This is a genomic window from Halochromatium sp. (assembly GCF_046541315.1).
Lineage (GTDB): Bacteria > Pseudomonadota > Gammaproteobacteria > Chromatiales > Chromatiaceae > Lamprobacter.
On record NZ_JBKHDN010000056.1, the window covers coordinates 1 to 14,476 of the forward strand.

13 protein-coding genes are annotated in these 14,476 nt (G+C 66.5%); 4 read left to right on the forward strand and 9 right to left on the reverse strand.

The window, feature by feature from the left end; genetic code table 11:
* Positions 1–1,089 (forward strand): penicillin acylase family protein (locus tag ACLFQI_RS05820; protein ID WP_410757940.1); only part of this gene is annotated, 1,089 nt, incomplete at its 5' end.
* Here ACLFQI_RS05820 and ACLFQI_RS05825 read toward each other — a convergent pair.
* From ACLFQI_RS05825 to ACLFQI_RS05835, 3 genes are read right to left on the reverse strand one after another with little or no spacing between them, the layout of a single operon-like run.
* Positions 984–1,322, reverse strand: coding sequence for a FeoC-like transcriptional regulator (locus ACLFQI_RS05825; RefSeq protein WP_410757941.1), 339 nt, complete (start codon positions 1,320–1,322; stop codon positions 984–986). The two genes, ACLFQI_RS05820 and ACLFQI_RS05825, sit on opposite strands and share 106 nt — an antisense overlap.
* Positions 1,322–3,682 carry a Fe(2+) transporter permease subunit FeoB gene (feoB, locus tag ACLFQI_RS05830; protein WP_410757942.1) on the reverse strand — a complete coding sequence of 787 codons (2,361 nt, stop codon included), beginning with the start codon at positions 3,680–3,682 and terminating at the stop codon, positions 1,322–1,324. Before feoB ends, ACLFQI_RS05825 begins: the two co-directional genes overlap by 1 nt.
* Positions 3,683–3,715: 33 nt before the next feature.
* Complete coding sequence (locus ACLFQI_RS05835) at positions 3,716–4,030, reverse strand: ferrous iron transport protein A (RefSeq protein WP_410757943.1); 315 nt, start codon at positions 4,028–4,030, stop codon at positions 3,716–3,718.
* A 365-nt stretch (positions 4,031–4,395) separates the two neighbouring features.
* Here ACLFQI_RS05835 and ACLFQI_RS05840 point away from each other — a divergent pair, with 365 nt between their 5' ends.
* Together ACLFQI_RS05840 and ACLFQI_RS05845 are read left to right on the forward strand one after the other, a co-directional pair.
* Positions 4,396–4,584: a hypothetical protein gene (locus ACLFQI_RS05840; protein WP_410757944.1), complete on the forward strand. Its 189-nt coding sequence runs from the start codon at positions 4,396–4,398 to the stop codon at positions 4,582–4,584.
* Positions 4,585–4,746: 162 nt separating this feature from the next.
* Positions 4,747–5,103 (forward strand): hypothetical protein, encoded by a 357-nt coding sequence (locus ACLFQI_RS05845; protein WP_410757946.1) that lies wholly within the window; start codon positions 4,747–4,749, stop codon positions 5,101–5,103.
* A 5-nt stretch (positions 5,104–5,108) separates the two neighbouring features.
* Here the strand turns inward: ACLFQI_RS05845 and ACLFQI_RS05850 are convergent, their stop codons facing one another.
* From ACLFQI_RS05850 to ACLFQI_RS05865, 4 genes are all read right to left on the reverse strand, one after another.
* Positions 5,109–6,071, reverse strand: a complete 963-nt coding sequence (locus tag ACLFQI_RS05850) for a Nudix family hydrolase (protein ID WP_410757947.1) — start codon at positions 6,069–6,071, stop codon at positions 5,109–5,111.
* Between the two features lie 53 nt (positions 6,072–6,124).
* The gene (gene argJ, locus ACLFQI_RS05855; RefSeq protein ID WP_410757948.1) at positions 6,125–7,324 is read right to left on the reverse strand and encodes a bifunctional glutamate N-acetyltransferase/amino-acid acetyltransferase ArgJ; all 1,200 of its coding nucleotides are present in this window, start codon (positions 7,322–7,324) and stop codon (positions 6,125–6,127) included.
* Positions 7,325–7,337: 13 nt separating this feature from the next.
* Positions 7,338–10,193, reverse strand: coding sequence for a preprotein translocase subunit SecA (gene secA / locus ACLFQI_RS05860; protein ID WP_410757949.1), 2,856 nt, complete (start codon positions 10,191–10,193; stop codon positions 7,338–7,340).
* Positions 10,194–10,495: 302 nt separating this feature from the next.
* The gene (locus ACLFQI_RS05865) at positions 10,496–11,407 is read right to left on the reverse strand and encodes a M23 family metallopeptidase (protein WP_410757950.1); all 912 of its coding nucleotides are present in this window, start codon (positions 11,405–11,407) and stop codon (positions 10,496–10,498) included.
* 159 nt (positions 11,408–11,566) lie between these two features.
* Between ACLFQI_RS05865 and ACLFQI_RS05870 the strand changes: the two genes are divergently transcribed.
* On the forward strand, positions 11,567–12,007 hold the full coding sequence (locus tag ACLFQI_RS05870; RefSeq protein ID WP_410757951.1) for a DciA family protein: 441 nt from the start codon (positions 11,567–11,569) through the stop codon (positions 12,005–12,007).
* Positions 12,008–12,053: 46 nt separating this feature from the next.
* Here the strand turns inward: ACLFQI_RS05870 and lpxC are convergent, their stop codons facing one another.
* Entirely contained in the window at positions 12,054–12,968 is a 915-nt protein-coding gene (gene lpxC, locus ACLFQI_RS05875; RefSeq protein ID WP_410757952.1) for a UDP-3-O-acyl-N-acetylglucosamine deacetylase, read from the reverse strand.
* Positions 12,969–13,196: 228 nt separating this feature from the next.
* Positions 13,197–14,366, reverse strand: coding sequence for a cell division protein FtsZ (gene ftsZ / locus ACLFQI_RS05880; RefSeq protein WP_410757953.1), 1,170 nt, complete (start codon positions 14,364–14,366; stop codon positions 13,197–13,199).
* Positions 14,367–14,476: the final 110 nt, after the last annotated feature.

Genomic DNA, 14,476 nt, shown 5'->3' on the forward strand with positions numbered 1-14,476 from the left:
CGCGATGGCCGCATCGCCAGGCAGGTGTCGGGCCTGCTACCGCGTCGGGAGCGCGGCAGCGGCGCCTTCCCGGCACCGGGCTGGGTGTCCGGCTATGGCTGGAACGGTTTTCTGCCATTCGCGCGCAATCCGGGCGTGACCGCGCCGAGCAGCGATCGCTTGGTGAGCGCCAACGACGCAATGAGCGCCGGCGACGAGGCGCAACCGGCGCTCGGCCATTCCTGGCTGGCGCCGTTTCGCGCCCAACGCATCAAGGCGCTGCTGGAGCGCCCTGGGCGGTTCGATGGCGAGCGCATGGCGCGCATGCAGACCGATCGCGTCAGCCCGGAGGCGGCGCTCTACCTGGCCTCCTTGCGGCGGCATCTGCCCGCGATCAGGCGCCTCGATCCCACAGCGGCCAGTCTCGCCGAGAGGCGACTGCTGGATTGGTCCGGGGATTTTCGGCAGGACAGCCGCCCCGCCGCCTTCTTCGTGCTCTTGCGTCCGGCCCTCTATCGGGCGCTCTACGGCGACGAGCTGGGGCCGGATCTGGAGCTGCTGATGGGATTGGAGACCCGCACCTATGGGCCGCTGGCCGAGGCCATGCGCACTGACCAATCGCGCTTTTGGGACGATCGCGAGACGCCCGCGCACCAGGAGGGACCGGCAGCGATCTGGGCGCGGGCATTGCGGGCGACAGCGCGCGCCTTACAAGAGGCGGTGCCGGGAGAGGAGGCGCCGACCTTGGGGCAGCTGCGGCGGCTGACCTTCCCGCATGCCTTCGACGGCCAGCCGCTGCTCGGGGATCTCTTCAATCTTGGCCCCCTCGGCCGTGGCGGCGATCATGGCACCATCGACGTCGCCTTGGCGCCGCTGACGCGCCCGCGCGAGATCGGCAATATCCCCTCGCTGCGGGTCGTGTTCGCGCCGAGCGACTGGGACGCGACCCGCGGCACCCTGCCGCTCGGGCAATCCGGGCATCGCCTGTCGCGCTTCCGGGCCGATCAGCTCGACGATTGGTTGGCCGGCCGCTCGCACCCCTGGCCCTGGGAGGGCCCGGCTGCAGAGCAGGCGCTCGGCACCTTGGAATTGCTGCCGGAGCCGGATTGAGCGCCGTTCTCGTGCCGAGGCTCATACCAGCGATAGAGTTCGCGCGGCGCGCTGTCACAGAGCGTGCAGCCGCGGCAGGCGGCAGGCGTTGCGAGGCGCTCGATGCGCCCCTTCTCGATCCACTTCTGCAACAGTGCCCGCGCGACCGCGTTCGAGACGCCGAGCTGGAGGGCGACCTCTTGCAGCGAGGCCACGCCCTGCTGGCGCACCAGATCGCGCGCTCGGGTCAGCATCAGGCGCGCTCGTGCGCGGTGTCGAAGGACATCGCCCGCTCGCGCCGGCCCCACAGGCGCAGGCCGGTGAAGACCAGGATCAAGAGCACGAGCAGGCCGCCGATCCAGATCCCGGAGATGAGCGGATGGCGCTCGAAGGTCAGCGTTTGGTAGAACAGGGTCGCGGTGATGTAGGCGATGCCCGTCGTCCAGACCGCGACGAAGCTCGCCCAGGGCGCGCCGGCCTCGCGCACGATGGCGCCCAGGGTGGCGACGCAGGGGAAGTAGAGCAGCACGAACAGCAGATAGGCGAAGGCCCCGGCGCGGCCGTCGAAACGCGCCTCCATCGCACCGAAGGTGCCGGGCGTGAGGGCTTGCTCGGCGGCGATCGCCTCGGCGTCGACCTCGCTTCCAATCCCCAGACCGAGCGGATCGGCGATGCCTTGACCCACCTCGCTCAGGTTGGCCGGGACCGTGGCAAAGGCCGCGCCGAGCGCCGGTCCCAGGCGAAAAGGCGGCTCTTCCTGCGCGGGCGCGGCTTCGGCGGCGAGCCGGCTGTAAAGGCTGTCGAGGGTGCCAACGATGACCTCTTTGGCCAGCACGCCGGAGAAGATGCCGAGCACGGCGGGCCAGTTGTCTTGGCCGATGCCCATGGGCGCGAACAACGGCGTCGCCAGACGGCTCCCGACGGCCAGGATCGAGTCGTCGCTGTCGGCCTGATCCAGGCGCCCGTCGGTGCCGATCGAGCTGAGCAGATTCAGGATCACGACCATGACGATGATGACCTTGCCGGCCTCGCGCAGGAACAGCTTGATGCGATCCCAGGTCCGCAGCAAGACCCCGCGCAGGCGGGGCAGGTGATAGGGCGGCAGCTCCATCATGAAGCCCGTGCTGGCACCGGCGAGCAGGGTCCGCTTCATCACCAGGCCGGTGAGCAGCGCGATCGCGATGCCGGTCAGATAGAGGGCAAAGACCACATTCTGGCCGGAATGCGGAAAGAAGGCGGCGGCGAAGAGCACATAGACGGGGAGCCGCGCGCCGCAGGACATGAAGGGGTTCATCAGGATGGCGAGTTTGCGCTCGCGCTCGTTCTCGAGCGTGCGCGTTGCCATCACTGCGGGCACGTTGCAGCCGAAGCCGACGATCAGCGGCACGAAGGCCTTGCCGGGCAGGCCGATCGAGCGCATGAAGCGATCCATGACGAAGGCCGCGCGCGCCATATAGCCGGAATCCTCGAGCGCGGAGAGGAAGATGTAGAGGCTGGCGATGATCGGAATGAAGGTGGCGACCACGCTCAGACCGGCGCCGACGCCATCGGCCAGGATCAGCCGCAGCCAATCCGGGGCGCCGAGCTGGACCAGCAGCGCGCCCAGGCCATCGACGAACAGCGCGCTGGCGACGCCGTCGAACAGATCGATGAAGGCGCCGCCGATGTTGATGGTGAACACGAACATCAGGTACATCATTGCCAGGAACAGCGGGATGCCCCAGAGGCGGCTGAGGACGACGCGGTCGATGGCATCGGACAGATGGCCGCCGGCGGCGCCGCGCTGGCGCTGCACGGTCTTGGCCAGCGCATGCGCGTGCGCGAAGCGGGTGTCGGCGATCTGGATGTCGGCGTCCTCGCCGGAGCGCGCGGCAATGACCGCGCGCCAGTGCTGAATACGTTCCTCGAGCCAGGGGTCATGCGGGTGCTCGAGGTGCGCCTGAGGGCCGGCCTCGATCAGCTTCAGCGCGAGCCAGCGCTGGTTGCGCGCGGCGGTGCCGCCAAGCCTGGGGCCGAGTTCGGCGATGGCCTGTTCGACGCTTTCATCATGGCCGAGCGCATGGCCGCCGGCTTCGCGACCTTCGGCGACGGCGAGCGCGCGTGCGCTGAGTTCGGTGATGCCCTGCTTGGCGACCGCGATCACCGACACCACCGGGCAGCCGAGTTTCTCGGCTAGGGCGTCGCTGTCGATCTCGATGCCGCGCTTGCGCGCGACGTCGATCATATTCAGCGCCAGCACGACCGGCACATCGAGTTCCAAGAGCTGGATGGTCAGATAGAGGTGACGCTCGAGATTGGTGGCATCGGCGACATTGATGACCAGATCCGCCTCGCGACTCAATAAATAGTCGCGGGTGACCTGCTCGTCGAGCGAATCCGCGTCCAGCGAGTAGATGCCGGGGAGGTCGATGACGCGCACCGGGCGGCCGTCGAGTTCGCTGCGACCTTCGCGCCGTTCGACCGTGACCCCGGGCCAGTTGCCGGTGGTTTGGCGAATGCCGGTGAGGGCGTTGAACAGCGCGGATTTGCCGCAGTTGGGGTTGCCTGCCAGCGCCAGGGTCAAGGGCGCCGTGGATGGCGCGGGGGTGTGCGGCTCATCAGGTGTGCGATTCATCCCGGTACGGCTCCATGAAAGGCGGCTGCCTCGCTAGTCGGATTGGGGCGCTGCGTCGAGTCCTGCGGGGGATCCGGCGTCGACCGCTGTGTCTAGGGTCGAGTCATCGAGCCGCGTCACGATCAGCTTCTCGACGATACCGCCGCCGAGCGCGATGTGTGTGTTGCCGGCCGAGACCACCAGCCCCGAGCCGCGTCGATGCTCGACCCGTAGCTCGGTGCCGAGACGGATGCCGAGTCCGCGCAGCTTGCGCTGTAGCGCATGGCCGCCGGCGATCTGGGTGACCACGGCGCAGCTGCCCACGGGTAGCCGGGCCAAGGTTAGAGGGGGTGAGACCCGTTGTTCCATCTCAATGGTTCTGCTGAGAAAAAAACATGATCGATCAGGGGTAGAAACGTGTCGCGTTCTCAACATAATGGCGATACGCCTGCTTGGGAAGCCATCGCAGGGTGTTCGGTTGACGCGGCGCAGCATTCCGCCTCGATGCCGACCAAGCCCCGACATCGAAACGACCCAGTTGAGAACTCTCCATTGAGAACTGTGCCATTTGCGCTATCATCTAAGCCGAAGGCGGCCTCGGCTGTTGCCTTTTGGACGCACGTCTTGGACGGTCGCTGCGGCGGTTGCTCAACGGAGACGATTCGACGATCGACGATAATGATGCAGGCCAGGGTCTCGAGATCCAAGTGGTCTGCCCGATAGAGGCATAAATAATGACTCCGAAACAAACCCATACCTTATGGCATCTACGTCGCCAAGGCCTGCAGTACGAGGCGGAAATCGCCGAACAGGCCTGGTCTAAAGGCCGCCCGTTCGAACCCGATCAGCGCGCGCCGCTGAAACGCGAGACGCGAGAACTGATCGAGCAATGCAACTGGGAATTGACCGCCGAGATTGCTTGAGCCAGGGCACGGATAGGGCGCGGACCTGGACTGGTAGCGCCGCCTGAGCGCGTGCGTCAGCGCCAGGCGGAAGCGACAGGGCGCGTCGAGTGCGCAACAGCAACACTGATGCAAAAAGGATATTTACTGCTGGAAACCCCTTTCGATCAAGAGGGGAGCGTTTTGGTCAGGACGCAGGAGCGCGAACCTCGGCTCGATCGCCCCGGGCTGAGGTTCGTCGCCGCCTTCGACGATATCGATGCCGCCTTGATGCATCTGCATGAACGTCTGCGCCGCCAGCTCGTGACGCTGGAGCCGCGCCGCTACGCGGTCGGGCTCGAAGAGGCCGTGATCGCGGCCGATGCCATCGAACTCGATCACCGGCGGGTCTTCATCGAACCCGCGCTCGCCACATGCGCGCGGATCGATCACGGCGTCGAGGCCCTGCATCGCCGGCATCGCTGGTGGGATCGACTCCTGCACGCAGTTGGCGCGTTCGCGGTGCTTCTGTTGCTGCTGTGGGGAATGCGTCCGCTCTGAGCGGGTCAGTCCCAAAATCCGCTGATGCCGGCAACGCCTTGCGCGCCATGGTCGATGGCGGCGTCGAGATCGGCCGCATCGACGCCGCCCAAGGCGTAGACCGGCAGGCAGGCGTCTTCGACCAGTTCGGCAAAGCGAGACCAGCCGAGCGGGATCGCGTCGGCATGGCTGCGCGTGGGCCGCACGGGCGACAGCAGGGCATAGTCGAGGCCGAGTTCGGCGGCCTTGGCCAGCGCGCTGGCGCCGTGGCAGGACGCGCCGACCAGCGCCTTGCCGATCTCGGGCCGCTCGCGCAGGGCCGAGAGTCGGGCCTCGGTCAGATGCAGGCCGGCGCCGGGCAGCTCGGCGGCGAGGCGGGGCTCGCAGTTCAACAGCAAGCGGGCCTGGGCAGCGCGGCAAACCTCGGCGCACCGTCGCGCCAGCTTGGCGTAGTCGTGGGCGTCGAGTCCAGGCGCGCGCAGTTGCACGATGGGCGGATCGGCCACGGTGAGGGAGCGTTCGAGGCGCGCGACGAAGGCGTTCGGGTCACGCGCTCCGGCACCGGTGATCAGATAACGGTTCGGCAGGCGTAACGCGCTGATGACGGGGCGATCGGCGGCCGGGAAGCGCGCCGGGTCCATCTGCTCGGGATGTTGCCAATCCAAGGCCTGGCCCTCGCGTCCGCTGGGGATGCCCCGATAGCCGAGCACGCGATGGATGTCGAGCAGGACGCGGCGATCGCCATAATCGTGCCGCAGACGGATCAGCGGGCGCGAGGCGCTGACCTGGATGCCCAGTTCCTCGTCGAGTTCGCGGGCCAGGCCCTGCGCGACCGGCTCGCCGGGCTCCAGCTTGCCGCCGGGAAACTCCCAGAGGCCGCCTTGGTGCGTGGCGATGGGGCGCCGGGCGATCAGGACGCGCCCTGCGGGATCGCTCAGGACCCCGGCGGCGACATGGATCAGCCCGGTGTTATGCGCTGTCTGCGGCATGGGTTTGCGTCATCGAGCAGGGCGACGTCTCTCGTTCCGGGCTAGGTCAGGGGCTAGGTCCGGTACTCGGCATTGATGCGGACGTAGTCATAGGAGAGATCGCAGGTGAGCAGGCGCGCGTTGGCGCCGCCACGGCCGAGCGCGACCCGAATGCTGAACGCCTCCTGGGCCATCACGGCGCGCCCGGCCGCCTCCTCGTAGCCCGGATCGCGGCCACCGCCGGAGACGACGAGCACCTCGTCGAGCCAGATGCGCACCCGCTCGATGTCCAGCCCGTCGAGGCCCGCGCGCCCCACCGCGGCCAGGATGCGCCCCCAGTTCGGGTCCGCGGCAAACAGCGCGGTCTTCACCAAGGGCGAATGCGCGATGGTCTCGGCGACCTGACGTGCCTCGGCGGCCGTGCCGGCCTCGCTCACCTCGATGCTGACCAGCTTGGTCGCGCCCTCGCCGTCGGCGACGATGGCGCGCGCGAGTTCATCGCAAAGCGCGTCGAGCGCCTGTTGAAAGGCGATGAACGCCGGCGCGTTGGCATCAGCGAGGGGCGGATTGCCGAGGGTGCCGGCAGCGGCGAGCACGCAGGCATCGTTGGTCGAGGTGTCGCCGTCGATGCTGATCGCGTTGAAGGAGCCGGCCACGGCCTGGTTCAGGCACTGTTGCAGGAGTCCGGGCTCGATCGCCGCGTCGGTGGCGATGAAGGCGAGCATGGTCGCCATATCGGGCCGAATCATGCCGGCGCCCTTGGCGATGCCGGTTAGCGTCGCCCGCCGGTCGCCGAGCATCAGCTGCCGCGTCGCCCGTTTGGGCTGGGTATCGGTGGTCATGATCGCGCGCGCGGCGGCGTCCCAGCCGTCCTCGGCGAGGGCCGAGAGCGCCATCGGCAGGGCCGCGGTGAGCCGAGCGACCGGCAGATCCTCGCCGATCACGCCGGTCGAGAAGGGCAGCACCCGAACCGGCTCGACCGCGCTCAGCGCCGCGAGCGCCTGGCAGCAGGCCACCGCGTCTTCGAGCCCGCGCCGCCCGGTGCCGGCATTGGCGTTGCCGGCATTGATCAGCAACCAGCGGGGCGCGGCCTTGGCGAGATGCTCGCGCGCGACGATGACCGGCGCCGCGCAGAAGGCGTTGCGGGTGAAGGTGGCCGCGCAGGCCGTGCCCTCCGGCAATTCGATCAAGACCAGGTCGTCGCGCTCGCGATAGCGGATCGCGGCCGGCACTGCGGCGACGCGGACGCCACGGATGGAGGCATGCTTGGGCATGATGCGCCCGGCCTCAGGAGACGCGCCCATGGCATTGCTTGTACTTCTTGCCCGAGCCGCAGGGGCAGGGCTCGTTGCGGCCGACCTTGCGCCCGTCGCGCACGAAGGGCTGTGGCGCATCCTCGGCGCCGCCCGTGGCGCTCGCAGCGCCCGGCGTCGCCTGACGCGTTGCTGCCTGCTCCGACTCGGCCTCGGCGGCCTGCTTGGCCGAGGCCGGCAGCCCCGCGAAGGCCTCGTGCTTGAACTGGAAGACGTCCGCGCTCGGTGTCTGCGGCAGGATGTCCTCGGGCATCTGCAGCTGCATCCGCGCCAGCGTCTTGACCACCTCCTGCTTGATGCTCGCGAGCATCGCCGAGAACATCTCGAAGGCCTCGCGCTTGTACTCCTGCTTCGGGTTCTTCTGCGCATAGCCGCGCAGATGGATGCCCTGGCGCAGGTAGTCCATCTGCGCGAGATGGTCCTTCCACTGGCTATCGAGCGTCTGCAGCATCACCGCCTTCTCGATCTGGCGCATGGTCTGGGCGCCGACCAGCCGCTCTTTTTCCGCCGCCTGGGCCTCGAGCTGGGCGGCGATGCGCTGGCGCAGGGTCTCCTCGTGCAGCTCGTCGTCCTCGTCGAGCCAGTGCTGGATCGGCCAGTCGCCACCATAGGTCTCTTGCAACGCCGCACCGAGTCCGGCCACGTCCCATTGCTCCTCGAGACTGCGCGGTGGGATATAGCCGTCGATCAGCTCGTTGAGCACATCATGGCGCATCGCGGCGATGGTCTCGGAGACATCCTCGTTGTCCATCAATTCCCGGCGCTGCTGATAGATCACCTTGCGCTGATCGTTGGCGACGTCGTCGTAGTCGAGCAGCTGTTTGCGGATATCGAAGTTGCGCCCCTCGACCTTGCGCTGCGCGTTCTCGATCGCCTTGGTCACCCAGGGGTGCTCGATCGCCTCGCCTTCCTGCATGCCGAGACGCTGCATCATGCTGGCCACGCGTTCGGAGGCGAAGATGCGCATCAGGTTGTCTTGCAGCGAGAGATAGAAGCGGCTCGAACCCGGATCGCCCTGGCGCCCGGAGCGTCCGCGCAATTGGTTGTCGATGCGGCGGGATTCGTGGCGCTCGGTGCCGATCACGTGCAGGCCGCCAGCCTGGATGACCTGGGCATGACGGCGATTCCAGTCGGCCTTGATGCGCCGGCGATCGGACTCGTTGGTCGCCGTTTCGAGTTCGGCATCCAGGTTGCCGCCGAGCACGATGTCGGTGCCGCGGCCGGCCATGTTGGTGGCGATGGTCACGGCGCCGGACTCGCCGGCGCGGGCGATGATGCCGGCCTCGCGCTCGTGCTGCTTGGCATTCAAGACCTCGTGCGGGATCTTCTCGGCCTTGAGCTTGCCCGAGACCAGCTCCGAGGTCTCGATCGAGGCGGTGCCGACCAGCACCGGCTGGCCGCGTTCGACGCAGTCGCGGATGTCCTCGATGATCGCGCGGTACTTTTCCTCTTGGGTCAGATAGACCAGATCGCCGCGATCGTCGCGGATCATCGGCTGGTTGGTCGGGATCACCGTGACCTCGAGGCCATAGATCGACTGGAACTCGAACGCCTCGGTGTCGGCGGTGCCAGTCATGCCGGCGAGCTTCGGATAGAGCCGGAACAGGTTCTGGAAGGTGATCGAGGCCAGGGTCTGGTTCTCCTGCTGGATCGCCACCCCTTCCTTGGCCTCGACCGCCTGGTGCAGGCCCTCGGACCAGCGCCGCCCGGGCATGGTGCGGCCGGTGAATTCGTCGACGATGATGATCTGGCCGTCGCGGACGATGTAATCGACATTCCTCTGGAACAGCGCATGCGCGCGCAACGCGGCGTAGACATGGTGCATGAGCACGATGTTGCCGGCATCATAGAGGCTCTCGCCGGCGCCCAGGAGGCCCATCTCGGTGAGCTGTTGCTCGACCTTCTCGTGACCCTCTTCGCTGAGGTAGACCTGGCGCGCCTTCTCGTCGAGCGAGTAGTCGCCCGGGCCGAAGTCGGGCTGGCCCTCGTCGTCGATGATCGGCTCCTGACGCGTCAGGTTCGGGATGATCCTGTCGATCTTGGTATAGAGATCGGTATTGCCTTCCGACGGCCCGGAGATGATCAGGGGCGTGCGCGCCTCGTCGATCAGGATCGAGTCGACCTCGTCGACGATGGCGTAGAAGGGGTCACGCTGCACCCGCTGCTCGGGCGTGAACGCCATGTTGTCGCGCAGATAATCGAAGCCGAATTCGTTATTGGTGCCGTAGGTGATGTCGGCGTGGTAGGCCTCGCGGCGGCTGGCACGGCGCAGATGCCGATAGCCCTCCTGCTCGGGCGGCTCGTAACTCGGGTCGAACAGGAACGAGGCGCTGTCCGGCCCCTGACCGCCGGAGCTGTTGATGACGCCGACGCTCAAGCCGAGTGCGTGATAGATCTGTCCCATCCAGGCCGCGTCGCGACGCGCCAGATAGTCGTTGACGGTGACGATATGCACGCCCTTCCCGGGCAGGGCATTGAGATAGGCGGCGAGGGTGGCGACGAGGGTTTTGCCCTCGCCGGTGCGCATCTCGGCGATCTTGCCATCGTGCAAGACCATGCCGCCGACGAGCTGCACATCGAAGTGGCGCATGCCGAGCACGCGCTTGCCGGCCTCGCGCACGATGGCGAAGGCATCGGGCAGGAGATCGTCCAGGGTAGCGCCTTCGGCGAGCCGCTCGCGAAAGACGCCGGTGCGCGCGCGCAGCGCCTCCTCGGAGAGCGTGGAGAGGCTGTCCTCGAGCGCGTTGATCTGCTCGGTGGACTTCATCAACCGCTTGACCAAACGCTCGTTACGGCTGCCGAAGACCTTTCGGAAAAGGCGTAGGGCCATGATGGGGCTCTTTAAGGTAGTGGACTGGAATAATCGGCGAATGATACCGGAGTCGCCCGGGCCTCGCAGACCCGACGCCGGGGTGGCGCGCCTGGGCCAACGCCGCCAGACGCCGCGTCCAGGCGCGCCGGCGGCCTGGGGGCGGCCTGGGGGCGGCCTGGGGGCGGCTTGGGGGGCGGCTGGGGGCAGCCTGGGGCCGGCGGATTCGACAAGCCGCGCCGAGTGTGGTCCGCGAGGCGACTCCGCCACGGCGCTGGATTCGGGAACAGGGGCGCGGAAAGAATGTCAGGCGGAAAGGAATCTTAGAGGCGGGCGAGGCGCGAGCGTTCACTGGGATCGAGGAAGCGCATGGGATCGATGGCCTTGCCATTCCGCCGGACCTCGAAGTGGACATGGGGGCCTGTCGAGCGTCCCGTGGAACCCAGCTTGGCGATGACCTGTCCCTTGGTGACCAGTTCGCCTTCGCGGACCAGATTGCTCGAGTTGTGCGCGTAGCGGGTCTCCAGGCCATCGGGATGCTGGATCTCGACGATCTTGCCGTAGCCATTCTTGCGCCCGGAGAAGATCACCAGGCCATCGGCCATGGCGACGATATCGGCACCGTGACGGGCGGCGATATCGATGCCCTTGTGGATGCTGCGTCGCCCGGTAATCGGATGACGACGCAGGCCGAAGGTCGAGGTCACCACGCCGCCGGTGGTCAATGGCCAGCCATCTGGAACCGTATGGCTTTTCAGCTCCCGCTCCATGATCAGCGTTTCGAGGAGGCCGAGCTTGTGTTTGCGGTCGTCGATCTTGGCCAGCACCTTGGCGAGGTCTTGCGCGATCTCGTCGACGCTGTTCTCGCGCAGACTGGCCTTTTCCGGTCCCCCGGACGGGGCGGGGTGGCGAAAATCGAATTCCTCGCGATCGAGCCCGGACATCTCGACGAGGCGTTGGCCGAGCGCATTGATGCGGATGATTTCGGCCTGAAGCTGACCGACGCGGATCGCGATACTGTCGAGTTCGGCATCGGCGCCGCGCGCATCGTTGGCGAAATGCCTGGTGTTGACGTGGGTGAGGACGGTTCCGAGGTCGAGCTGAGCGGGGGTCGAAAAGCGATGTTTACCAAGCCAGAAACCGGTCATCCCGGCCAACATGGCAATCAGCGTGACGGCGAGAAGCGAGACAGCGCTGGGGCCGGATTGAGCGTTACTGTCGTTGAACCGTTGCATCGTGTCTCCGAGCAGTGTTGTCTTTCGCGCTCGCAGCGGAGTCGTTCGACCCTGCTGCGTGTCGCAATCGAATCCGGTCATAGACGCGCGGTGGAGACTGCGCGCTGATGCCGAACGGACGTGAGGATAGGGTTCTCGATCGCGCCGGGGCGCCGTTCCATGCCTAAGCCAACATCCCATGTTCGTCGTCATCTACGCGCGAGCAAGCCGATCGCGGCATTACTCGATGAGATCGAGCGGCGCGAGCGGCTACTGAGCGCGATCCGCGGCTACCTGCCAGCGGAGATGGCCCGGCATTGTTGCCAGGCCTCATTGCTGGCCGGTGAACTGACGCTGTTTGTTGATTCCCCCGTCTGGGTCGAGCGTTTTCGGTTTCTTTGTTGCGAGCGAATCGCCAGTCTGAAGGCTGCCGGCATCGAGGTCGAGCGCTGTCGGGTGCGCGTGCTGCCGCACACCGCGCGCGCCGTGCCTCGGCCGCCGCCGTCTCGCCCCAGGGCCGAAAGCGCGGGCGATGGCCCGGATAGCCGCGGCGCCGACGACTCTGATCTGACCTTGGCACTCGCGCGCCTCGCTCGCACGCTCAACCGCACGTCGTTCTAATCCGACGGGCGATGGCAAACGCGCTGAACCTCGATGCATCCGGCATTCATCCATGGGCAGGGATCGGCTGTCCATGGCGGATGGGCAGATCCAGGCTGTCGTCGAAGGTCACCTCTTCCCATGCCGATCGATCCGCGAGCAATGCACGCAGCAGACGATTGTTCAGGGCGTGGCCGGATTTGTGACCACGGAACGCACCGATGAGCGGATGTCCGAGCAAATAGAGATCGCCAATCGCATCCAGGATCTTGTGCTTGACGAATTCGTCCTCGTAACGGAGCCCGCCTTCGTTCAGCACGCGAAAATCATCGACCACGACGGCATTATCGAGGCTGCCGCCGAGCGCGAGGTGCTGCTGCTGCAAGGCCTCGATATCGCGCAGGAAGCCAAAGGTGCGCGCGCGACTGATCTCCTTGACGAAGGAGGTGGTGGAAAAATCGATCATCGCCGTTTGCAGCCGCGAGGCGAACACAGGATGGTCGAAATCGATCGAAAACTCGACCTTGAAACCATCCCAGGGGTCGAAGCGCGCATATTTGTCGCCATCCTCGACCACGATGGGTTTCTTGATCGCGATGAAGCGGCGCGGGCGAGGCTGCTCTTCGATGCCCGCGGACTGGAGCAAGAACACGAACGGGGCCGCGCTGCCGTCCATGATCGGAACCTCGCCCGCGCTCAGATCGACAAAGGCATTGTCGATGCCAAGGCCAGCGAAGGCCGAGAGCAGATGTTCGACCGTGGAGACCCGGACGTCGCCATTGCAGAGGGTGGTCGAGAGCCGCGTGTCACCTACATGCAGCGGGTTGGTCTGGATATCGACGACCGGCTCGAGGTCGGTGCGGCGAAAGACGATACCGGTGTCGGCGGCCGCTGGGCGGAGCGTCAGATAGACCTTCTCCCCGGTATGTAAGCCGACGCCGGTTGCCCGAATCACATTCTTGAGTGTTCGTTGGCGGATCATTGGCGCTCCTCCGAGCGTTACGGTAACCGGCACCCTGGCACAGGACCGCATCATGGGTTCTTGGTTGCGGCCGATCGACGGAGCCCCTCCATGGGCTTCAGCATGGCGCGGATTTCACGGCCCATGGATATTAGGGTTTTCCCGGATTATTATCAAGCGTTGAATCCTTTCGCGGGAAACAACGCCTGAATCGAGCCCCCAGCATGGACGCTGTGGGGCAACCCTCGATCAATCCGCTTGCCGGCGCAGGAAGGCCGGGATATCGAGATAGTCCAGGTCCGCTGCGGTGGCCTCGCCGCCAGCGCCGCTAGCGGCGCGCTTGTTGCGGATATACGCCGGCTGGTCCATGTCGCGGTAATCCGGCGCCGAGCCGTCGCGCTCGTTCTCGACCAGGCGCATCTTCGGCTCGCCGCCACGCGCCGCGAGGCGCTCGGCCTTGCGATCGCCGAGGCCGGTAGCGACCACGGTGACGCGCAGCTCTTCCTCCAGCTCCGGGTCGATGACGGTACCGACCACCACGGTCGCGTTGTCATCGGCGAAGTCGCGCACCGTGTTGCCGACCTCGTCGAACTCGCCGATGGTCAGCGTCATGCCGGCGGTGATATTGACCAAGATGCCATTGGCGCCCGCCAGATCGATGTCTTCCAGCAACGGGCTGTTGATGGCCTTCTCGGCGGCCTCGCGCGCGCGGTTCTCGCCGGTGGCCGAGCCGGTGCCCATCATCGACACGCCCATGCCGGACATCACGGTCTTGACATCGGCGAAGTCGACATTGATCAGGCCGGGACGGGTGATCAACTCGGCGATGCCTTGGGTGGCGTTCAGCAGCACATCGTTGGCGGCGCTGAAGGCATCGAGCAGGCTCATCTGCTTGCCGAGCACCGCGAGCAGCTTGTCGTTGGGAATGGTGATCAACGAGTCGACGTGCTTTTCCAACTCGAGGATGCCATCGGTGGCGACCTTGGCGCGCTTGCCGCCCTCGAACACGAATGGCTTGCTGACCACGGCCACGGTCAGGATGCCGAGTTCGCGCGCCACCGCAGCCACGATCGGCGCGGCGCCAGTGCCGGTGCCGCCGCCCATGCCGGCGGTGATGAAGACCATGTCCGCGCCATCGAGCACATCCTTGATGCGATCGCGGTCTTCCTCCGCAGCACGGCGACCGACGTCGGGATCGGCGCCGGCACCCAGGCCCTTGGTGATGCCCGCGCCCAACTGCAGGATGGTCTTGATGGCGACATTCTCCAACGCCTGGGCATCGGTATTGGCGCAGATGAACTCGACGCCCTCGATGTTGGCGGCGGCCATGTGATTGACGGCATTACCGCCGCCGCCACCGACACCGATGACCTTGATCACGGCGTTTTGGGTCTGGGTGTCCATTAGCTCGAAGCTCATATCGGTTACCTCGCTGAGTTGCTGTTGCGATCGACTGCGGTTGCTGGTTGCCCCCTCGGGCCGCGGGGATGGTCTCGCCCGACGATCATCCTTATTAAAAAGGACCGCTG